15 protein-coding genes and 1 other RNA gene are annotated in these 16,148 nt (G+C 69.0%); 9 read left to right on the forward strand and 7 right to left on the reverse strand.

Annotated features, from left to right (window positions below):
- Window positions 1-172 precede the first annotated feature (172 nt).
- Window positions 173-406 (forward strand): hypothetical protein, encoded by a 234-nt coding sequence (locus tag WFI52_RS12540; protein ID WP_336627337.1) that lies wholly within the window; start codon window positions 173-175, stop codon window positions 404-406.
- Window positions 407-576: 170 nt separating this feature from the next.
- Here WFI52_RS12540 and WFI52_RS14230 read toward each other — a convergent pair whose 3' ends face one another.
- Entirely contained in the window at window positions 577-873 is a 297-nt protein-coding gene (locus WFI52_RS14230; protein ID WP_442927768.1) for a MerR family DNA-binding transcriptional regulator, read from the reverse strand.
- An 89-nt stretch (window positions 874-962) separates the two neighbouring features.
- Between WFI52_RS14230 and WFI52_RS12545 the strand changes: the two genes are divergently transcribed.
- Window positions 963-1,301 carry a helix-turn-helix domain-containing protein gene (locus tag WFI52_RS12545; RefSeq protein WP_336627336.1) on the forward strand — a complete coding sequence of 113 codons (339 nt, stop codon included), beginning with the start codon at window positions 963-965 and terminating at the stop codon, window positions 1,299-1,301.
- 45 nt (window positions 1,302-1,346) lie between these two features.
- Here the strand turns inward: WFI52_RS12545 and WFI52_RS12550 are convergent, their stop codons facing one another.
- Complete coding sequence (locus WFI52_RS12550) at window positions 1,347-2,849, reverse strand: amino acid permease (protein ID WP_336627335.1); 1,503 nt, start codon at window positions 2,847-2,849, stop codon at window positions 1,347-1,349.
- A 111-nt stretch (window positions 2,850-2,960) separates the two neighbouring features.
- On the opposite strand from WFI52_RS12550, the gene WFI52_RS12555 reads away from it, so the two are divergent.
- The 3 genes from WFI52_RS12555 to rnpB all read left to right on the forward strand — a co-directional run bounded on the left by WFI52_RS12555 (window position 2,961) and on the right by rnpB (window position 5,853).
- Window positions 2,961-3,692 (forward strand): zinc ribbon domain-containing protein, encoded by a 732-nt coding sequence (locus WFI52_RS12555; RefSeq protein WP_336627334.1) that lies wholly within the window; start codon window positions 2,961-2,963, stop codon window positions 3,690-3,692.
- A gap of 13 nt (window positions 3,693-3,705) precedes the next feature.
- On the forward strand, window positions 3,706-5,433 hold the full coding sequence (locus WFI52_RS12560; protein WP_336627333.1) for a bifunctional 3'-5' exonuclease/DNA polymerase: 1,728 nt from the start codon (window positions 3,706-3,708) through the stop codon (window positions 5,431-5,433).
- Window positions 5,434-5,481: 48 nt separating this feature from the next.
- Window positions 5,482-5,853, forward strand: an RNA gene (rnpB, locus tag WFI52_RS12565) — RNase P RNA component class A.
- 41 nt (window positions 5,854-5,894) lie between these two features.
- On the opposite strand, the gene ppgK is transcribed toward rnpB, so the two are convergent.
- Window positions 5,895-6,665 carry a polyphosphate--glucose phosphotransferase gene (ppgK, locus tag WFI52_RS12570; protein ID WP_336627332.1) on the reverse strand — a complete coding sequence of 257 codons (771 nt, stop codon included), beginning with the start codon at window positions 6,663-6,665 and terminating at the stop codon, window positions 5,895-5,897.
- 71 nt (window positions 6,666-6,736) lie between these two features.
- On the opposite strand from ppgK, the gene WFI52_RS12575 reads away from it, so the two are divergent.
- From WFI52_RS12575 to WFI52_RS12585, 3 genes are all read left to right on the forward strand, one after another.
- Complete coding sequence (locus WFI52_RS12575; RefSeq protein ID WP_336627331.1) at window positions 6,737-6,922, forward strand: SPOR domain-containing protein; 186 nt, start codon at window positions 6,737-6,739, stop codon at window positions 6,920-6,922.
- A gap of 110 nt (window positions 6,923-7,032) precedes the next feature.
- Window positions 7,033-8,370: a type I glutamate--ammonia ligase gene (gene glnA, locus WFI52_RS12580; protein ID WP_336627330.1), complete on the forward strand. Its 1,338-nt coding sequence runs from the start codon at window positions 7,033-7,035 to the stop codon at window positions 8,368-8,370.
- 5 nt (window positions 8,371-8,375) lie between these two features.
- Window positions 8,376-11,372, forward strand: coding sequence for a bifunctional [glutamine synthetase] adenylyltransferase/[glutamine synthetase]-adenylyl-L-tyrosine phosphorylase (locus tag WFI52_RS12585; protein WP_336627329.1), 2,997 nt, complete (start codon window positions 8,376-8,378; stop codon window positions 11,370-11,372).
- On the opposite strand, the gene WFI52_RS12590 is transcribed toward WFI52_RS12585, so the two are convergent.
- From WFI52_RS12590 to glnA (WFI52_RS12605), 4 genes are all read right to left on the reverse strand, one after another.
- On the reverse strand, window positions 11,363-11,923 hold the full coding sequence (locus WFI52_RS12590) for a hypothetical protein (RefSeq protein WP_336627328.1): 561 nt from the start codon (window positions 11,921-11,923) through the stop codon (window positions 11,363-11,365). The two genes, WFI52_RS12585 and WFI52_RS12590, sit on opposite strands and share 10 nt — an antisense overlap.
- On the reverse strand, window positions 11,920-12,279 hold the full coding sequence (locus WFI52_RS12595; RefSeq protein ID WP_336627327.1) for a hypothetical protein: 360 nt from the start codon (window positions 12,277-12,279) through the stop codon (window positions 11,920-11,922). The genes WFI52_RS12590 and WFI52_RS12595 overlap by 4 nt, the downstream gene beginning before the upstream one ends.
- A complete protein-coding gene (locus WFI52_RS12600) occupies window positions 12,276-14,063 on the reverse strand; it encodes a TIGR03767 family metallophosphoesterase (protein ID WP_336627326.1) in 1,788 nt (595 codons plus the stop codon). Before WFI52_RS12600 ends, WFI52_RS12595 begins: the two co-directional genes overlap by 4 nt.
- Before the next feature lie 100 nt (window positions 14,064-14,163).
- Complete coding sequence (gene glnA / locus WFI52_RS12605; protein ID WP_336627325.1) at window positions 14,164-15,588, reverse strand: type I glutamate--ammonia ligase; 1,425 nt, start codon at window positions 15,586-15,588, stop codon at window positions 14,164-14,166.
- A gap of 130 nt (window positions 15,589-15,718) precedes the next feature.
- Here glnA (WFI52_RS12605) and WFI52_RS12610 point away from each other — a divergent pair, with 130 nt between their 5' ends.
- Window positions 15,719-16,120: an RDD family protein gene (locus WFI52_RS12610; protein ID WP_336627324.1), complete on the forward strand. Its 402-nt coding sequence runs from the start codon at window positions 15,719-15,721 to the stop codon at window positions 16,118-16,120.
- The last annotated feature ends 28 nt before the right edge of the window (window positions 16,121-16,148 follow it).

A 16,148-nucleotide genomic window follows, 5' to 3' on the forward strand; every position in this document is an offset into this window, starting at 1 on the left:
AAGCACTTACGGGATGCTGTGCCTTCGAGGTCGAGGGGCCGGTGGTGGTGGCCGGCCCCTCGACGCTCGCCCCGTCACCGGAAAGGAGGACGGTGTCGGGGGTGCCTGCCAGGATCGTGGCGGGAACATCCGAAGCGCCAACTTCGGATTCCGCTACCTGGAAGGAACTCTCATGGCTGTTGTGCACATCGGCGCCGCGAAGATCGAGATCTCGACATTGCAGGCGCACCGTCTCCGTCAGGCGGTCGACAGCGCCGACCAGCGCGGCGACGTACGCGTCTTCCTTCGGGGGGAACGAACGGACTTGGACGCCTGGATCCCGGCCGGGACGCCCGTCGTGATCCTCACTGCGGCCGGCGACCTCCCCGACCTTCCCGATTACGACATCGCCGACACCATCGGCTGATCGGGACCGGCTCTGGTCGATGCCGTCGTCGCCCTGGACGCCCGCCTCGATCTCCTGGACCCGATCGCGGACTGACCGACCATCGTTGCTCTGCGCGTCTTCGAGGTGGGCGGGGAGCATGCGCAGGGCATCGCGGATTTCCGCGAGCTGACGGAACCAGCCGAACGGGCTCATGACGCACGCTCCGTGAGGGTGGAGGGGCCGGTCGAGTCGGCGACCGGCCCCTCCGGTGTGGTGGGGAGAGTCTGGGGTTCCACCCCAACCACGCCTGATGCGCCGGAATCGGCCGCGAGTGCCCGAACATCTCCAAGGCGAAACCGTCGATGCCCACCTGGCGTTCGGAGTGAGGTGATGGCTCCCTGACGCTCGTACTGCCGGAGCGTCTGAGGGTGCACGCCCAACAGAGCGGCAGCGGCGCTCGTCGAGATGCGCTCATCCTCGCTAATCTGAACATGCTTAGCTATCACGCCTTGACCTAAGCATGCTCACTCAAACTTTGTCAATACGCGTTCACGCAGGCTTGCGCAGTTTTGCTAAGGTGTGCGATGCTCGGAGCATGTCTCAGGCAGCAGCAGTGGACCCCTACATCGCGGATCCGATCGTTATCCCGGGATGGTCTTTCGGTGACCGTCTTCGGAAAGCGCGTGTCATGCGCGGGCTCGATCAGCGCGCTCTCGCACGGATCCTCGACGTGAGCCCGGGCGCCATTGGTCAGTGGGAGACGGATCTCACGCGTCCCCGCAACATCGCGGAAATCGCGCGAAAGGTTCAGGAGGCATGCCGGGTGCCGGCTTGGTGGCTCCTTGATATCGAGCCGATCAACGTCGAGTCCACCGCCGATGAGCTGGCCGCAGCACGCGGCCGCCGACGTGAACCGTCGCCCCTAACGGTGTAAACGTGGCGCTCTACCAGCTGAGCTAAAGGCCCTGATGCGACCAGTCTACGAGTCCCGGCCGACCACTTTCGGCTCGGCGGGGTTGAGATACGTGTCGGCATCCTTCCCGAGGCGGGAGTTGCGGTGGGAGTAGGCGAAGTAGATCACGAAGCCGATGACGAGCCAGATGAGGAAGCGCAGCCACGTCTCGACCGTGAGGTTGAGCATGAGGTAGACGCAGACGAGCGCAGACAGGATCGGCAGCACGGGGCTCCACGGCACCCGGAAGCCTCGCTTCAGATCCGGGCGTGTCCGGCGCAGGACGACGACACCGACCGAGACGAGCACGAACGCCGACAGCGTCCCGATGTTCACCATCTCCTCGAGGACGCCGACGGGGGTGAGGCCGGCGACGAGCGCGACGATGACCGTCACGATGATCGAGATGAGCCACGGCGTCCGCCGCGTCGGGTGCACCTTCGCGAGCCCCGCGGGCAGCAAGTGGTCCCGCGACATCGCGAAGATGATGCGGGTCGCGCCGATGAGCAAGGTGAGGACGACCGTCGTGAGACCCGCTACCGCTCCCGCGGAGATGATAGTGGCCATCCAGGCCTGTCCGTGATGCGCGAAGGCGTTCGCGAGAGCGGCCGCCGGGTCGAGCTGGTCGTACGAGACCATCCCCGTCACCACGAACGCGACAGCGCAGTAGAGCAGGGTGCAGATCGCCAGCGACGCGATGATGCCGATCGGCATGTCGCGCTGGGGGTTCTTGGTCTCCTCCGCCGTCGTCGCGACGACGTCGAAGCCGATGTACGCGAAGAAGACGAGGGCGGCGCCGGCGAAGATCCCGCCGACACCGAAGGCCATCGGCTCGGTGCCGGAGAGGAACTGCAGCAGAGGCTGAGTGAGGCCCGTCGCGGCTTCGCGGGGAGCGGCGTCCGGGACGAACGGCGAGTAGTTCGCCGGGTTGATGAACATGATCCCGGCGACGATGACGAACAGGACGATGAAGAGCTTGACGGCGACGAGCACGAGGTTGACGCGCATCGACTCGCGGATGCCGAGGGTCATCAGCACTCCGAGGACGAGGACCAGCAGAATCGCCATGACGTCGACGGTGCCTCCGTAACCGATGACGGCCGGGATGGGCGCGCCGAGCTGTTCCAGGAGGACGCCGAGGTACGCGCTCCACCCCTGCGCGACGACGGACGCGCCGAGAAACATCTCGAGGATCAGGTCCCACCCGATGATCCAGGCGAAGAGCTCACCGAGCGAGGCGTAGGAGAACGTGTAGGCGGACCCCGACACGGGCACCGTGGAGGCGAACTCCGCGTAGCACATGGCCGCGAGCGCGCACGCGATCGCGGCGACGACGAAACTCACGACGATGGCGGGGCCGGCGACCTCGTGGGCGGCACGGCCGGTGAGCGTGAAGATGCCGGCGCCGATCACCACCCCGACGCCGAAGATCGTGAGATCCAGCGCCGACAGCGACTTGCGCAGCTGGAACTCCGGCTCTTCTGTATCGGCGACCGACCGTTCGACCGACTTCGTCCGCATCACGCTCATGTCCGCTCCTCTTCGCGACAGGGCCATTCGGGGCGCCAGGGTCCACATGCTAGTGCTCGTGGGCCACGGCCGGGAGGGGCTTTCGTCGGTGCTGCGCGATAGGTTGGAGACGTGAAAGCACGCCTTCTCGACCAGCAGCTCCTGATCGACCTCGCTCGCCTCGACGGCGTGATCCGCACCGCTGACGCCGCGCGTCGCAACCCCGCTCAGAGCGCCCGCGTGAGCGAACTGCTGAACGAGCGCCACGCGCAGTCGGCCGTGCTCACCGGTCTTCTCGGCGACCGGGACGACGCGCGTGCCGAACTCGACCGCCTCGAATCCGACGTCGCGCTCGTCGATGCGCGCACGGCGCGCGATACCGAGCGGCTCGCCGCGACGAGCAACGCCAAGGAGGCGCAGGGGCTGGAGCACGAGCTCGTATCGCTCGCGAAGCGCAAGAGCGACCTGGAAGACGCGGAGCTCGTGATCATGGAGAGGCTCGAGACCGCGGAGGCCGCCGTCGCGCAGCAGGAGGCTGCCATCGCCGAGATCAACGCCGAGGGTGCGCGCCTCAGCGCGGAGGGCAAGGCGGCCGTCGCCGCCGCCACGGCGTCGTGGGAGTCCGCCACGCGCGATCGCGAAGCACTCGCCGCTCGCGTGCCCGCGGATCTGCTCGGGCTCTACGACCGGCTCGCCGCTCGCGGCGTCGGCGCGGGGGAGCTCCGTCAGCGCACATGCGGCGCGTGCCACATGGTCCTCTCGGGCACCGATCTGCAGGCCCTGCGACAGGCGGATGACGACGAGGTCGTGATGTGCCCCGAGTGCGGCGCCATCCTCGTCCGCACCCCCGAGTCCGGGCTGTGATCCGACGGCGGCGATGACGTCTCCGCCACCGCGGTGGCGCGTCGTTGGAGCGGACGGGTCCGGCGTCGTCGTCGTCGACCTCGACGAGCAGTTGCGCGAGTCCGGGCGATTCCGCGGTGACCCGGCGGATGTGGTGGTCGCGGCATCCACTGCCCCGGCGACGACACGCTGGGTGTGGAGCGACACGACGCGGTGGTACCCGCAGCTCCTTGCGCACGGAGTGACCGTGGCGCGCTGCCACGACCTGCGGCTGTGCCATGCCATCCTGCGCGACAGCGCGTGGACGCCGGGCGCCGGCGACCTGCGCGCGGCGGCGGCGTGGGATGCCGCGCCGTCAGATACCTCGCCCGGCGCTCCCGCGCTGTTCGATCTCGAGGACGGTGAGGTCGGCGGCACGGGCGTTCCCCACAACGCGGATGCCGCAGTCGAGGAGCTCCGGCGGCAACGCGAAGCGCTCGCGGGGGCGAGCGACCCGGCGCGGCTCGAGCTCCTGCTCGCGGCGGAGTCCGCGGGCGCGCTCGTCGCGGCCGAGATGCATGCTGCCGGGGTCCCCTGGGACCGTGCGGTGCACGAGGGAATCCTCGAGGCATCCCTCGGCACGCGCCCCGCCCCGGGGGAGGTGGCCCCGCGCGTCCGCGAACTCGGCGACGTCGTCCGCGCGGCGCTCGGAGACCCTGCCGCAAGCCTCGATTCTCAGCCGAAGCTCCTGCGCAGCCTCCACCGCGTCGGCGTGCTCGCGGAGTCGACCAGTCGGTGGGAGCTGGCGCGGTTCGACCACCCCGCGATCGCGCCGCTTCTGGAGTACAAGAAGCTCACGCGCCTCGTGAGCGCGAACGGCTGGGCCTGGCTCGACGAGTGGGCTCCGGCGGGGCGCTTCCGTCCCGTGTACGTCCCGGGTGGCGTCGTGACCGGACGATGGGCGTCGTCGGGCGGCGGGGCGCTGCAACTGCCGCGTCAGCTGCGGCCCGCGGTGCGTGCCGACCCGGGATGGACCCTCGTCGTCGCCGACGTCGCCCAGCTCGAGCCTCGCGTGCTCGCCGCGATGTCGGGGGATCGTGCTCTCGCGGATGCCGCGCGCGGACGCGATCTCTACGACGGTCTCCTCGAGCGGGGCATCGTGGAAAGCCGCCAGGAGGCGAAGATCGCGATGCTCGGAGCGATGTACGGCGCCACGACGGGTGACAGCGGGCGACTCGTCCCGGCGTTGCGGCGTGCCTATCCGCGGGCGATGGGACTCGTCGACGAGGCGGCGCGCGTCGGTGGTGTCGGCGGCGTCGTGACGACGTGGCTCGGGCGCTCGAGCCCGGCGACCTCGGAGGCCTGGCGCACCGCCCAGGGCCGTGCGGGTGACCCGGATGCCACGGAAGCGGACCGTGCGCGGGCGCGGCGCGCCGCGGGCGATCGCGGGAGATTCACCCGCAACTTCGTCGTGCAGGGCACCGCTGCGGAGTGGGCGCTCGCGTGGCTGGGGAGCCTGCGCACCGAGCTCGCGCTGCTGCCGTCGGTCGACCCGGCGGGCGGGGGAGAGGCGCCGGCATCCGGTCCGGTGTTCTCACGGCGCGCCCACCTGTGCTTCTTCCTGCACGACGAGATCATCGTCCATGCCCCGCTCGCGCAGGCGGACCGCGTCGCCGTTGCGGTGCGCCGATCGGCGGCGCGCGCGACGCAGATCCTCTTCGGCACGTTCCCGCTCGATTTCCCCTTGGATCTGCGCATCGCTCCGGATGCCGCGAAGAGCTGACGCCGCACGGACATCCGGATGCGGCGCGACTAGGATCGACGGAGCGAATGGGTCGGCTGGACGGTCGCGTGGCGGGGAGACCCGCACCGAGGAACGTCCGGGCTCCACAGGGCAGGGCGGTGGGTAACACCCACCCGGAGTGATCCGCGAGACAGTGCCACAGAGAGCAGACCGCCTCGGTTCCGACCGGGGTAAGGGTGAAAGGGTGGTGTAAGAGACCACCGGGGTCGTGGTGACACGACCCGCACGGTAAACCTCGCCCGGAGCAAGGTCAGACAGGGGATGTGGACGCGGCCCGCCGAGTCCCCGGGTAGACCGCTGGAGCGGCACGGCAACGTGTCGCCGAGAGAGATGACCGTCCACGGAGCAGGCCCCGCGCGTGCTCCCGGACAGAACCCGGCGTACAGGCCGGCCCATTCGCCTTCTCGCGCGGCGGCGCAGCCGCCCGTCTGCCGGGCGCCTCAGCGCTCGTCGTCGAGCGCGAGCGCCGCCGCGCCGATGATCCCCGCGTTGTTGCGGTGGACGGCCGGCACGATGGGCGTCTTGAGGTCGAGCAGCGGCAGGAACTCGTCGGCGTGCTTGGAGACTCCGCCGCCGACGATGAACAGGTCCGGGCTCAGGAGGAACTCGAGGTACGAGTAGTAGCGCTGCAGCCGCCGCGCCCACCTCTTCCAGCTCAGCTGCTCGCGCTCGACGGCGGAGTACGCCGCCCAGGCCTCGAAGTCCTTCTTGTGGTTCGCGCGCTGCAAGTGCCCCAGTTCGGCGTTGGGGATCAGATGACCGTTGTAGAGCACCGCGGTGCCGATGCCGGTGCCGAGCGTCGTGAGGATCGTGAGTCCCGCGGAATCCCGCGCGGCGCCGTATCGCGCCTCGGCGACTCCGGCAACGTCGGCGTCGTTCGCGAAGTGGATGTCGCGGCCGAGGCCGTCCTCGAAGAACTTCTCCGCTTCGAACCCCACCCAGGTATCGGCGACGTTCGCTGCCGACAGCGTGCGACCGTTCTTGACGATCGCGGGGAAGGCGACGCCCAGCGGGATGTCGGCGTCGGAGACGCCGAGAGCTCCGAGGACGTGCAGAACGGCATCCAGGACGTCGGCGGGCTCCGCGCCCGCCGGGGTCGCGACCTTCACGCGGTCGCTCAGCAGTTCGCCGCGCGCGAGGTCGACAAGCGCTCCCTTGATGCCGGTGCCGCCGATGTCCACCCCGACCGCGCTGGTCGCCTTCGTCGTCATAGCGTCCACCATATCCACGCCGCGGGGATCCGCTCGTTAGGATCGGAGGACGCTCACGGAAGGAGCCCGCGATGTCGGCAGGCGAAGACAAGTTCTGGTACAACCTCACGACCGGAAAGGTCGAGCGAGGGTTCGAGTCTCCCGCGATCGACCGCGCCGGCCCTTTCGACACCGAGGAAGAAGCGGCGAACGCCCCGCAGCTGCTGGCCGAGCGCTCGCGCGCATGGGCTGAGGAAGACGCGCAGGAAGACGCGTGAGGTCGACGCTCGTCGATGGGCGAAGGTAGGGCCGCGGGCAGATAGTCTGGCCTGCGAGCGGCTCGCGCGGCGGGCCGCGACGATCTGCGACACCGCAGCGAGAGGACGCGATGGACAAGCAGCGGGACTTCGTACTGCGCACGATCGAGGAGCGGGGCGTCAAGTTCGTGCGGCTCTGGTTCACCGACGTGATCGGCACCCTGAAGTCGGTCGCGATCGCCCCGGCGGAGGTCGAGGGCGCGTTCACCGAAGGCCTCGGGTTCGACGGCTCCGCGATCGAGGGCCTCACCCGCTCGTACGAGTCGGACCTGCTCGCCCACCCCGATCCGACGACGTTCCAGACGCTGCCCTGGCGCGGGGAGATCGACCCGACGGCGCGGATGTTCTGCGACATCACGACACCCGACGGCCAGCCCGCCGTCGCCGATCCGCGTCACGTTCTCAAGCGCACTCTCGCGAAGGCGGCGGATGCCGGGTTCACGTTCTACACGCACCCGGAGATCGAGTTCTACCTGCTGAAGTCGTCGTCGTTCGGGCCCGACGGCCCCGAGCCGGTCGACTCGGCGGGCTATTTCGACAACGTTCCGGGCGGCACAGCGCATGACTTCCGGCGCCGGAGTGTCCGCATGCTCGAGGACCTCGGGATTTCGGTGGAGTACAGCCACCACGAGGGCGGTCCGGGCCAGAACGAGATCGATCTGCGATACGCGGACGCGCTCGCGACCGCAGACAACATCATGACCTTCCGGACGGTCGTCAAAGAGGTCGCGATCGAGCAGGGCGTGTACGCCACCTTCATGCCGAAGCCGCTGTCCGGACAGCCCGGCAGCGGGATGCACACGCACATGTCCTTGTTCGAGGGCGACCGTAACGCGTTCTACGAAGAGGGCGCGCAGTACCAGCTCTCCAAGACCGGACGTCAGTTCATCGCGGGCCTTCTCACGCACGCCAACGAGATCGCCGCCGTCACGAACCAGTTCGTGAACTCCTACAAGCGACTCTGGGGCGGTGACGAGGCGCCGAGCTTCATCTGCTGGGGCCACAACAATCGCTCCGCGCTCGTGCGCGTACCGATGTACAAGCCGAACAAGGGCCAGTCCACGCGCATCGAGTACCGTGCGCTCGACTCCGCGGCGAATCCGTACCTCGCTTTCGCGCTCATGCTCGCGGCCGGCCTGAAGGGCATCGAGGAGGGCTACGAGCTTCCGCCGGAGGCCGAGGACAACGTGTGGTCGCTGACGGATGCCGAGCGTCGCGCGCTCGGCTACGCGCAGCTGCCCGCGAGCCTCGACCACGCGCTGGAGTACATGCAGGAGTCGGAGCTCGTCGCCGAGACGCTCGGCGAGCAGGTCTTCAACTACGTGCTGCTCAACAAACGCCGCGAGTGGCACGAGTATCGCGCGCAGGTGACGCCGTTCGAGCTGAAGAGCAACCTCGAGATGCTCTGACAGCCATGTCGGCAGGCGAGCGCACGTCCGTCCGGACCGTGCTGGCACGCGATGGCTTCGGCGAGATCGGCGACGCTCTCGAACTCCTCACCGAACTCGCGGACGTCCTCGGCATGGAGCGCACCGACATCCTGCGCGGCGCCGAAGCGGCTGCCGACCCGGATGCCGCCCTGGGCGCGCTCGCGCGCATCGCCCGGCGCGACAGCGGTGCCGTCGCGGCGGCGCTGTCGCGTGTCGGTCCCGTGGTGTGGCGTCTCCTCGGCGCGTCGAACGGATTCGGCGACTTCTACCTGCGGCATCCCGGCGAACTCTCTCACCTCGTCGTGCCCGGGGATCGCCTGCCGACCTCTGACGATCTCGTCGCCGAGTTGCGGGGTTCGGTCGGCGCGGACGCGGAGGGATTCGCCGAGGCGGGTGACGAGAAGGCCTGGGTCGCGCTGCGCGTCCGCTATCGTCGCCTCCTCGCGCGCATCGCCGCCTACGACCTCTCGTCGCCCGATCCCGTCGCGGTTCTCCCCGAGGTGGCGGCGGCGCTCGCGGACGCGGCCGGCGCGGCCCTCGAAGCCTCCCTCTGCGTCGCGCGCACGCGGGTGGCGGGAGGCGGGGGCGCGGGACTCTTTCCTCGCGACCAGGTCGCGGCGACGCGGCTTGCGATCATCGGCATGGGCAAGACCGGCGCGCGCGAACTCAACTACGTGAGCGACGTCGACGTGATCTTCGTCGGCGGTGGGACCGACGAGCTCATCGAAGAGGTCGGGGAGAGCCGTGTCATCGATATCGCGACCCGACTCGCGGTCCAGACGATGCGCGGCATCTCCGGGATGGAGGTCGAGCCGCCACTGTGGGAGGTCGACGCGAATCTGCGTCCCGAGGGCAAACAGGGGGCGTTGGTCCGCAGCCTCGAGTCGCACCTCTCGTACTACGACCGCTGGGCGAAGAGCTGGGAGTTCCAAGCGCTTCTCAAGGCGCGCCCGCTCGCCGGCGACCGCATGCTCGGCGAGGCATACGTCGACGCCGTCCAGCCGAAGGTATGGACGAGCGCGGCGCGCGAGAACTTCGTCGACAGCGTGCAGCGCATGCGTGAGCGCGTCACCGAGTTCATTCCCGCAGAGGACGTCGCGTATCAACTCAAGCTCGGTCCCGGCGGCATCCGCGACATCGAGTTCACCGTGCAGCTCCTCCAGCTCGTGCACGGGCTCGCCGATGACCGCATCCGCCAGCGCGGCACGCTCGATGCCCTCGAGGCGCTCGTGTCGGAGGGTTACATCGGAAGGTCGGATGCCGCGGCGTTCGCCCGCGATTACCGCATGCTGCGCGTGCTGGAGCACCGTGTGCAGCTGCGCGATCTGCGCCGCACCCACCTCATGCCGCGGATACCCGACGAGCAGCGCGTCCTGGCGCGTGCGTCCGGACTCGCCGCCGACGGCGTCGGCGTCTGGGCAGTGTGGGAGGGCATCAAGCGCGAAGTCCGCGAGATCCATGTGCGGGTGTTCTATCGGCCGCTCCTGTCGGCCGTGGCGGCTCTCCCCGCCGAGGAGCAGAAGCTGTCCACGGCGCAGGCGCATGACCGCCTGGCCGCGATCGGCTTCCGCGATCCGGCCGGTGCGCTTCGGCACATCGCGGCGTTGACGGGGGGCCTCAGCCGCAAGGCGACGATCCAGCGTCACCTCATGCCGATCATGATCCGGTGGTTCGCCGACGGCGTCGACCCGGACTACGGACTTCTCGCGTTCCGCCGCGTGAGCGAGCGACTGGGCGATACCCCCTGGTTCCTGCGGATGCTCCGCGACTCGTCCGGGGCCGCCGAACGGCTCACCCGTGTGCTGTCGGGCTCGCGCTACATCGGCGAGCTGATGGAGTGGATCCCCGAATCGGTCGCGTGGCTCGACGCGGAGGATCAGCTCCGTCCTCGCTCGGGGCTCGCCCTTCAACAGGAAGCGCGGGCGATCCAGACACGCCACGAGACGATCCGCGAGGCGATGGACGCCGTTCGGGCGCTGCGCAGACGCGAACTCCTCCGCCTCGCCTTCGGGGCGGTCCTGGGAACGCTCACGATCGAGGAGCTCGCGGATGGGCTGACGACGATCAGCGAGGTCACGATCCAGGCGACACTGCGCGCCGTGCGTCGCGAGGTCGTCCCGCCCGCCGATGAAGCCCTCGACTTCTCGGTGATCGCCATGGGGCGGTTCGGGGGAGCAGAGCTCGGCTTCGGGTCGGATGCCGACGTGCTCTACGTCTACGACGCGAACGGACTCGATCCCCAGCGCGCGAACGACCTCGCCCGCCAGCTCGTCGCCGGTCTTCGCGAGTACTCGGAGGACAACCGCGTTCCCTTCGACCTCGACGCGGACCTGCGCCCTGAGGGACGCAACGGTCCGCTCGTGCGTTCTCTCGACTCCTACGCGGAGTACTACCGGCGCTGGTCGCTCTCGTGGGAGGCGCAAGCGCTCCTGAGGGCACGCGGGGTCGCGGGGAGCGTCAAACTCATCGGGCGTTTCATGGAGCTCGCCGACGACGTGCGATACCCGTCGCAGGTCGCCCTGCAGGACCTCCGCGAGATCAAGCGGATCAAGGCCCGTGTGGAGAACGAGCGCCTCCCGCAGGGCGTCGACCGGACGCGGCACTTGAAACTCGGTCCGGGCGGTCTCAGTGACGCGGAGTGGCTGGTCCAGCTCCTCCAGCACGCCCACGCCGCGGCGATCCCGGCGCTGCGGACGACCTCGACCATTCAGGCGCTGGAGGCCGCGCGTGATGCGGGACTGGTTCCGGATGCCGCTGCCGAGCGCCTCGCGGCATCCTGGCGTCTTGCCAGCAGGCTCCGCTCGGCGAACACGCTTCTGTCCGGGCAGACGAGCGACGTGCTTCCCACCGACCGCGGAAAGCTCGACGGCATCGGGCGGCTTCTGGAGTACCCGCCGCGCTCGGCGACGATCGTCGAAGAAGAATGGCTGCGCACCGCGCGCCGAGCCCGGCGCGACTTCGAGAAGCTCTTCTACGGCTGAGCGACAGCGTGCGACGGAGCGCACGTTCGGAGCCACGCGATCGTGAGCGCGGCGCCTCCGAGGCCCACGCAGAGCCACGTGATGGCCGCGGCGACCACGCCCGCCACGAGCAGCCCGAGGAGCATCGCCAGGACCGTGCCGAGGACCACCGCGATCACGGTGACGGCGAGAAGCCCCAGCACACGCCAGGGATGAGCGCGCGCCGACCGCGCTGCTGCGCGGACGCCGCCCGCGGCGATCACCGGGCACGCGAGCGCGACGCCCAGGGGGATGAGCGGTGGCGCGGCGATCGCGAGAGCGACGAGGAGCACGGCGCTTGCACACACGAGGGCGCTGCACCGCCGCGAATGGGCGCCGGCGAGGATCGCCCACAGAGCCGCCGACGCTGCGGTCAGCGCGATGCCGGAGAGCGTCGCGAGCGCGATCGCGCCGGCATCCAGCGCATCCCGCGGAGCGAGGGCGACGAAGAGCGCCTGCAGCGCGGCGTTGGCCACGACGACGACGAGTGCGATGGCGAGCGCGGCGCGCGGGCGGTGGCGCGTCCGGCTCATCCGCGTGCCGCTTCGTCGAGCAGGTCGCGGAGGGCGCCGTCGTAGATCGTCTCGCCGCCGACGTGGACGACGATCGTGGCATCGTCGGCGGTGCTCGAGCGTACGAAGATGTCCGCCCCGGCGGTGGTCGTTCCTTCGCACGTCACCGTCGTCGTGTCCGGCTCCGCAGTGCAGACCGGCGCAGTGAGGATATCGATCTGGCGAGCCTGGAGGGCATCGATCGCGCCGAACCGCACTTCGGCGAGGGCATTGCCGCCGACCGGAGCGAGAGCGCTGATCTCGGAGCATCCTGCCAGAGCCACGGCTGTCGCGGCGGCTGTTGCGGCGACCACGAGCCTCGTGACGGCCCGCCTCATGACAGCCCCTGCTCGTGCGTGAGAATCCGTGACCGGGCGACCAGATGCTGCGCCTCCAGCGCGGCATCCGTGATCGTCTCGAGGTCGAACGGCGCGGGGAGCAGCAGTTCGGTGTTGCGGTCGAGTGCCGACCCTCGGCGCATCAGCGGCGTCTCCGCCCAGTCGTTGGATGCCAGCTCACGACTCCGCGCGGCCAAGGACAGGTAGTCCCCACCTGCACCGGGGGTGGCATCTGCCGCGTGGTCGACGACGGTCGTCAGGAGGGAGAGGGTGCCGTCGCGGTTATCGACGATCTCGACGGTCTGCTGCTGCTGGGGGAAGTCGATGCAGGACGCTGTGGTGATCTCCCAGAAGCCGCCCCCGGCCTCGCGACGGTGCGCGAGGATCTGGTTCAGGTGCGTATGCCCGTTGAGCCAGCCGACCACCACGGGGTATCTCAGCAGCATCGCGACGAACTCGTCCGCACCGAGGAGGACTTCTTCCTGACCGGGACGCTGCGCCCGATTCTCCAGGGTGTCGCTGTTGTGGTGGCTGAGGACAAGGACGAGCCGCTGCTCCCGGGTCGCCTGGACTAGCTGCTCTTCGAGCCAGTCGAACTGGTTCTTCGGGACCGCGCCGTCGGGTCCTGCGACCTGATTGCACGTGTCGAGCCCGAAGACGCGCACATTCGGAGTGAGGTCGACCTGCCACCAGGTCTCACCGGTGCGCAAATTCCGCTCGGTGAACCCGTGTCCCACCGGGCCCGGGTGCTGCTGCGTCGTGAAGTGCTGCTCCATGAACTCGTGTCGCGTGAACAGCGCGCGTTCGGGGTCGGCCGGCACGGCACGGAATCCCGGCCGCAGGCCGAGCGCGAGGCCCAGGGCGTCGAGGGTCTGCTGCGCGACGCTCGTGCGCGCGGCATAGCCGCCGAGCGCGAGCGCTGCCGTCGCCTCGAGCGTGTACGACTTCCGACCGCCGATGGCGAGTTGGCGCAGCTGGGAGTCGAGGTCGAAGGTGCCGAGAAGCAGGGTCTCGTGATTCCCGTAGACCGAGTACCACGGTGCGGGGAGGCCCACGGAGGGGACGGGCTGCGCGATGGCGTCGTCGAGGAGCGTCGGCAGCGTCGGGAACCCGTACGCCCCGAAGTCGCCGCCGGAGGGGTCCGCCGGGCGGTACGCCCAGACCGCTTCCGCCCACGCCTGCACGCCCTCGAACGTGGGACTCGTCCGCGGATCGACGCTGAGCCCGTCGAGAAGGTCGATGTACCAGCGCAATTCGCGACGCGAATGCATATCTGCGCTGTCGCCGGTCACGACGGCCGCGCCCATCGGGGCGCCCGTGACGGGGCTGTAGCGCAGATCCGACATCGACTTCGTCATCGCGGCGATGACGTGCGGGCTGAGCGGATCCTGCGGATGGAAAGCCGAGCCCCAGGCAGCATGGTCCTGCACGATCATGGGCTCGATCCGCCCGGGTGACTGCGCGTCGATGACGTGCATGTCGGACAGGTGTCCGAGGTAGAGGAGCGACCGCCGAGCCGCCAGACGCGCCGCATCGGGTGTGCGACCGAGGATGTCGAGACGGGGGATATGGGGCTCGCCGGGGCCGTCGATGAGCGTTCGGTACGACCCCTGGAGGATGCGGCCCTGGAGGATCGTCCGGTCGAGCGTGCTCGTCGCGGAGGCCTGCGCGGCGCGCGACACAGGCTGCGCGAGCTTCTCCGCGAGGAAGTCGCGCGGAAGGGCGCCGGCGGCTGCGATGCCGCCGACGACAGTGAGGAACTGACGACGCGAGAGGGCCCCCACGTGTACCTCCGAGCTCGGGTGTGCTCACACTAGCGGAAGCGAACGCCCCGGCATCCAGAAGGATGCCGGGGCGTGTCGCGTCAGACGAGATGCGGTGCGATCAGACCCCGAAGTACAGCTCGTACTCGAACGGGTGCGGGCGCGCGGCCAGCGGCTTGATCTCGTTCTCGATCTTGTACTCGATCCACGTCTCGATCAGCTCGGGCGTGAACACCCCGCCCGCGAGCAGGAACTCGTGGTCGGCGCGGAGCGCCTCGAGCGAGTCGAGCAGCGAGTTCGGCACCTGCGGGATGTTCTTGGCCTCCTCGGGGGGAAGCTCGTACAGGTCCTTGTCGACCGGCTCGTGGGGCTCGATGCGGTTCTTGATGCCGTCCAGGCCCGCCATCATCTGCGCCGCGAAGGCGAGGTAGGGGTTGCCCGAGGCGTCCGGCGCGCGGAACTCGATGCGCTTGGCCTTCGGGTTCGATCCGGTGATCGGGATGCGGATGGCGGCGGAGCGGTTTCCGGCCGAGTAGACCAGGTTGACCGGCGCCTCGTAGCCCTTCACCAGACGCTTGTACGAGTTCAGCGTCGGGTTCGTGAACGCGAGCACCGCGGGAGCGTGGGCGAGCAGGCCGCCGATGTACCAGCGGGCGATGTCCGACAGACCGCCGTAGCCCTTCTCGTCGTAGAAGAGGGGCTTGCCGTCGAGCCACAGCGACTGGTGCGTGTGCATGCCCGAGCCGTTGTCGCCGAACAGGGGCTTGGGCATGAAGGTCGCGACCTTGCCCCACTCCTCGGCGACGTTCTTGACGATGTACTTGAACTTCAGGATGTCGTCGGCCGCGTGCACCATGGTGTCGAAGCGGTAGTTGATCTCCTGCTGGCCGCCCGTGCCGACCTCGTGGTGAGCGCGCTCGAGGATGAGGCCCGACTCGATGAGCTTGAGCGAGATGTCGTCGCGGAGGTCCGCCGTCTTGTCGACGGGCGAGACGGGGAAGTAGCCGCCCTTGAAGGGCGTCTTGTTGGCGAGGTTGCCGCCCTCTTCGACGCGGCCGGTGTTCCAGGCGCCCTCTTCCGAGTCGACGGAGTAGAAGGAGCTGTTCTGCTTCACTTCGTAGCGCACGTCGTCGAAGATGTAGAACTCCGCCTCGGGGGCGAAGAAGGCCGTGTCGGCGATGCCCGTGGAGGCGAGGTACTTCTCCGCCTTCTTGGCGACCTGACGCGGGTCCTTCGCGTAGATCTCGCCGTTGCGCGGGTTGTAGATGTCGAAGAGCATGATGAGCGTCTTCGCCTCGCGGAACGGGTCGAGGTAGGCGGTGGAGACATCCGGGATGAGCTGCATGTCGGACTCGTGGATGTTCGCGAATCCGCGGATCGACGAACCGTCGAAGAGCTGACCGACCGTGAAGAACTCCTCGTCGACAGTCGAGGCGGGGATGTTGAAGTGCTGCTGCACGCCAGGAAGGTCCGTGAAACGGATGTCGAGGAACTTGACGTCCTCGTCCTTGATGAACTTCAGCACCTCGGATGAATCTTTGAACATGGAGTCTCCAAGATCGGGTGTGGAACGCGCCTGACGGGGCCAGGCTCGGTCCGACGTTATCGGGGGAGGGTTGCTCCCCAGTATCCCCCGTGTTTCGGGGATGTTACGACGTCGCGGGTACGCTGAGGGAGTGACGGATGCCGCGAGCGAGAACACCTATCCCGGCGAGCGTCTCGGTTTTCCCCAGGTCGGGTCGGGCAGCATCGCCCGTCCGGGACGACGCATCGCGGCCCTCGCGATCGACTGGGCGTGCGCGGTCCTCGTGTCGATCGCGTTCTTCGCCTACGACGCGCTCGCGACCACCGTCATCTTCGCGATCGTGCAGATCGCGTTCCTGCCGACACTCGGCGGAAGCCCGGGTCACCGCCTGCTCGGTATGCGCCTGCAGTTGGTCGGCGGTGGTTGGGTGGGCCTGTGGAGGCCGATCGTCCGCACGGTCCTGCTCTGCCTCGTCATTCCCGCAGTGATCTGGGATGCCGATCAGCGTGGTCTGCACGACAAAGCCGCGGGAACGGTCCTGCTGCGCGCATGAGGCCCAGCACGCGGGGACTGGTGAGCGG

This window comes from Microbacterium sp. MMO-20, from assembly GCF_037147735.1.
Taxonomy (GTDB): Bacteria; Actinomycetota; Actinomycetes; order Actinomycetales; family Microbacteriaceae; genus Microbacterium.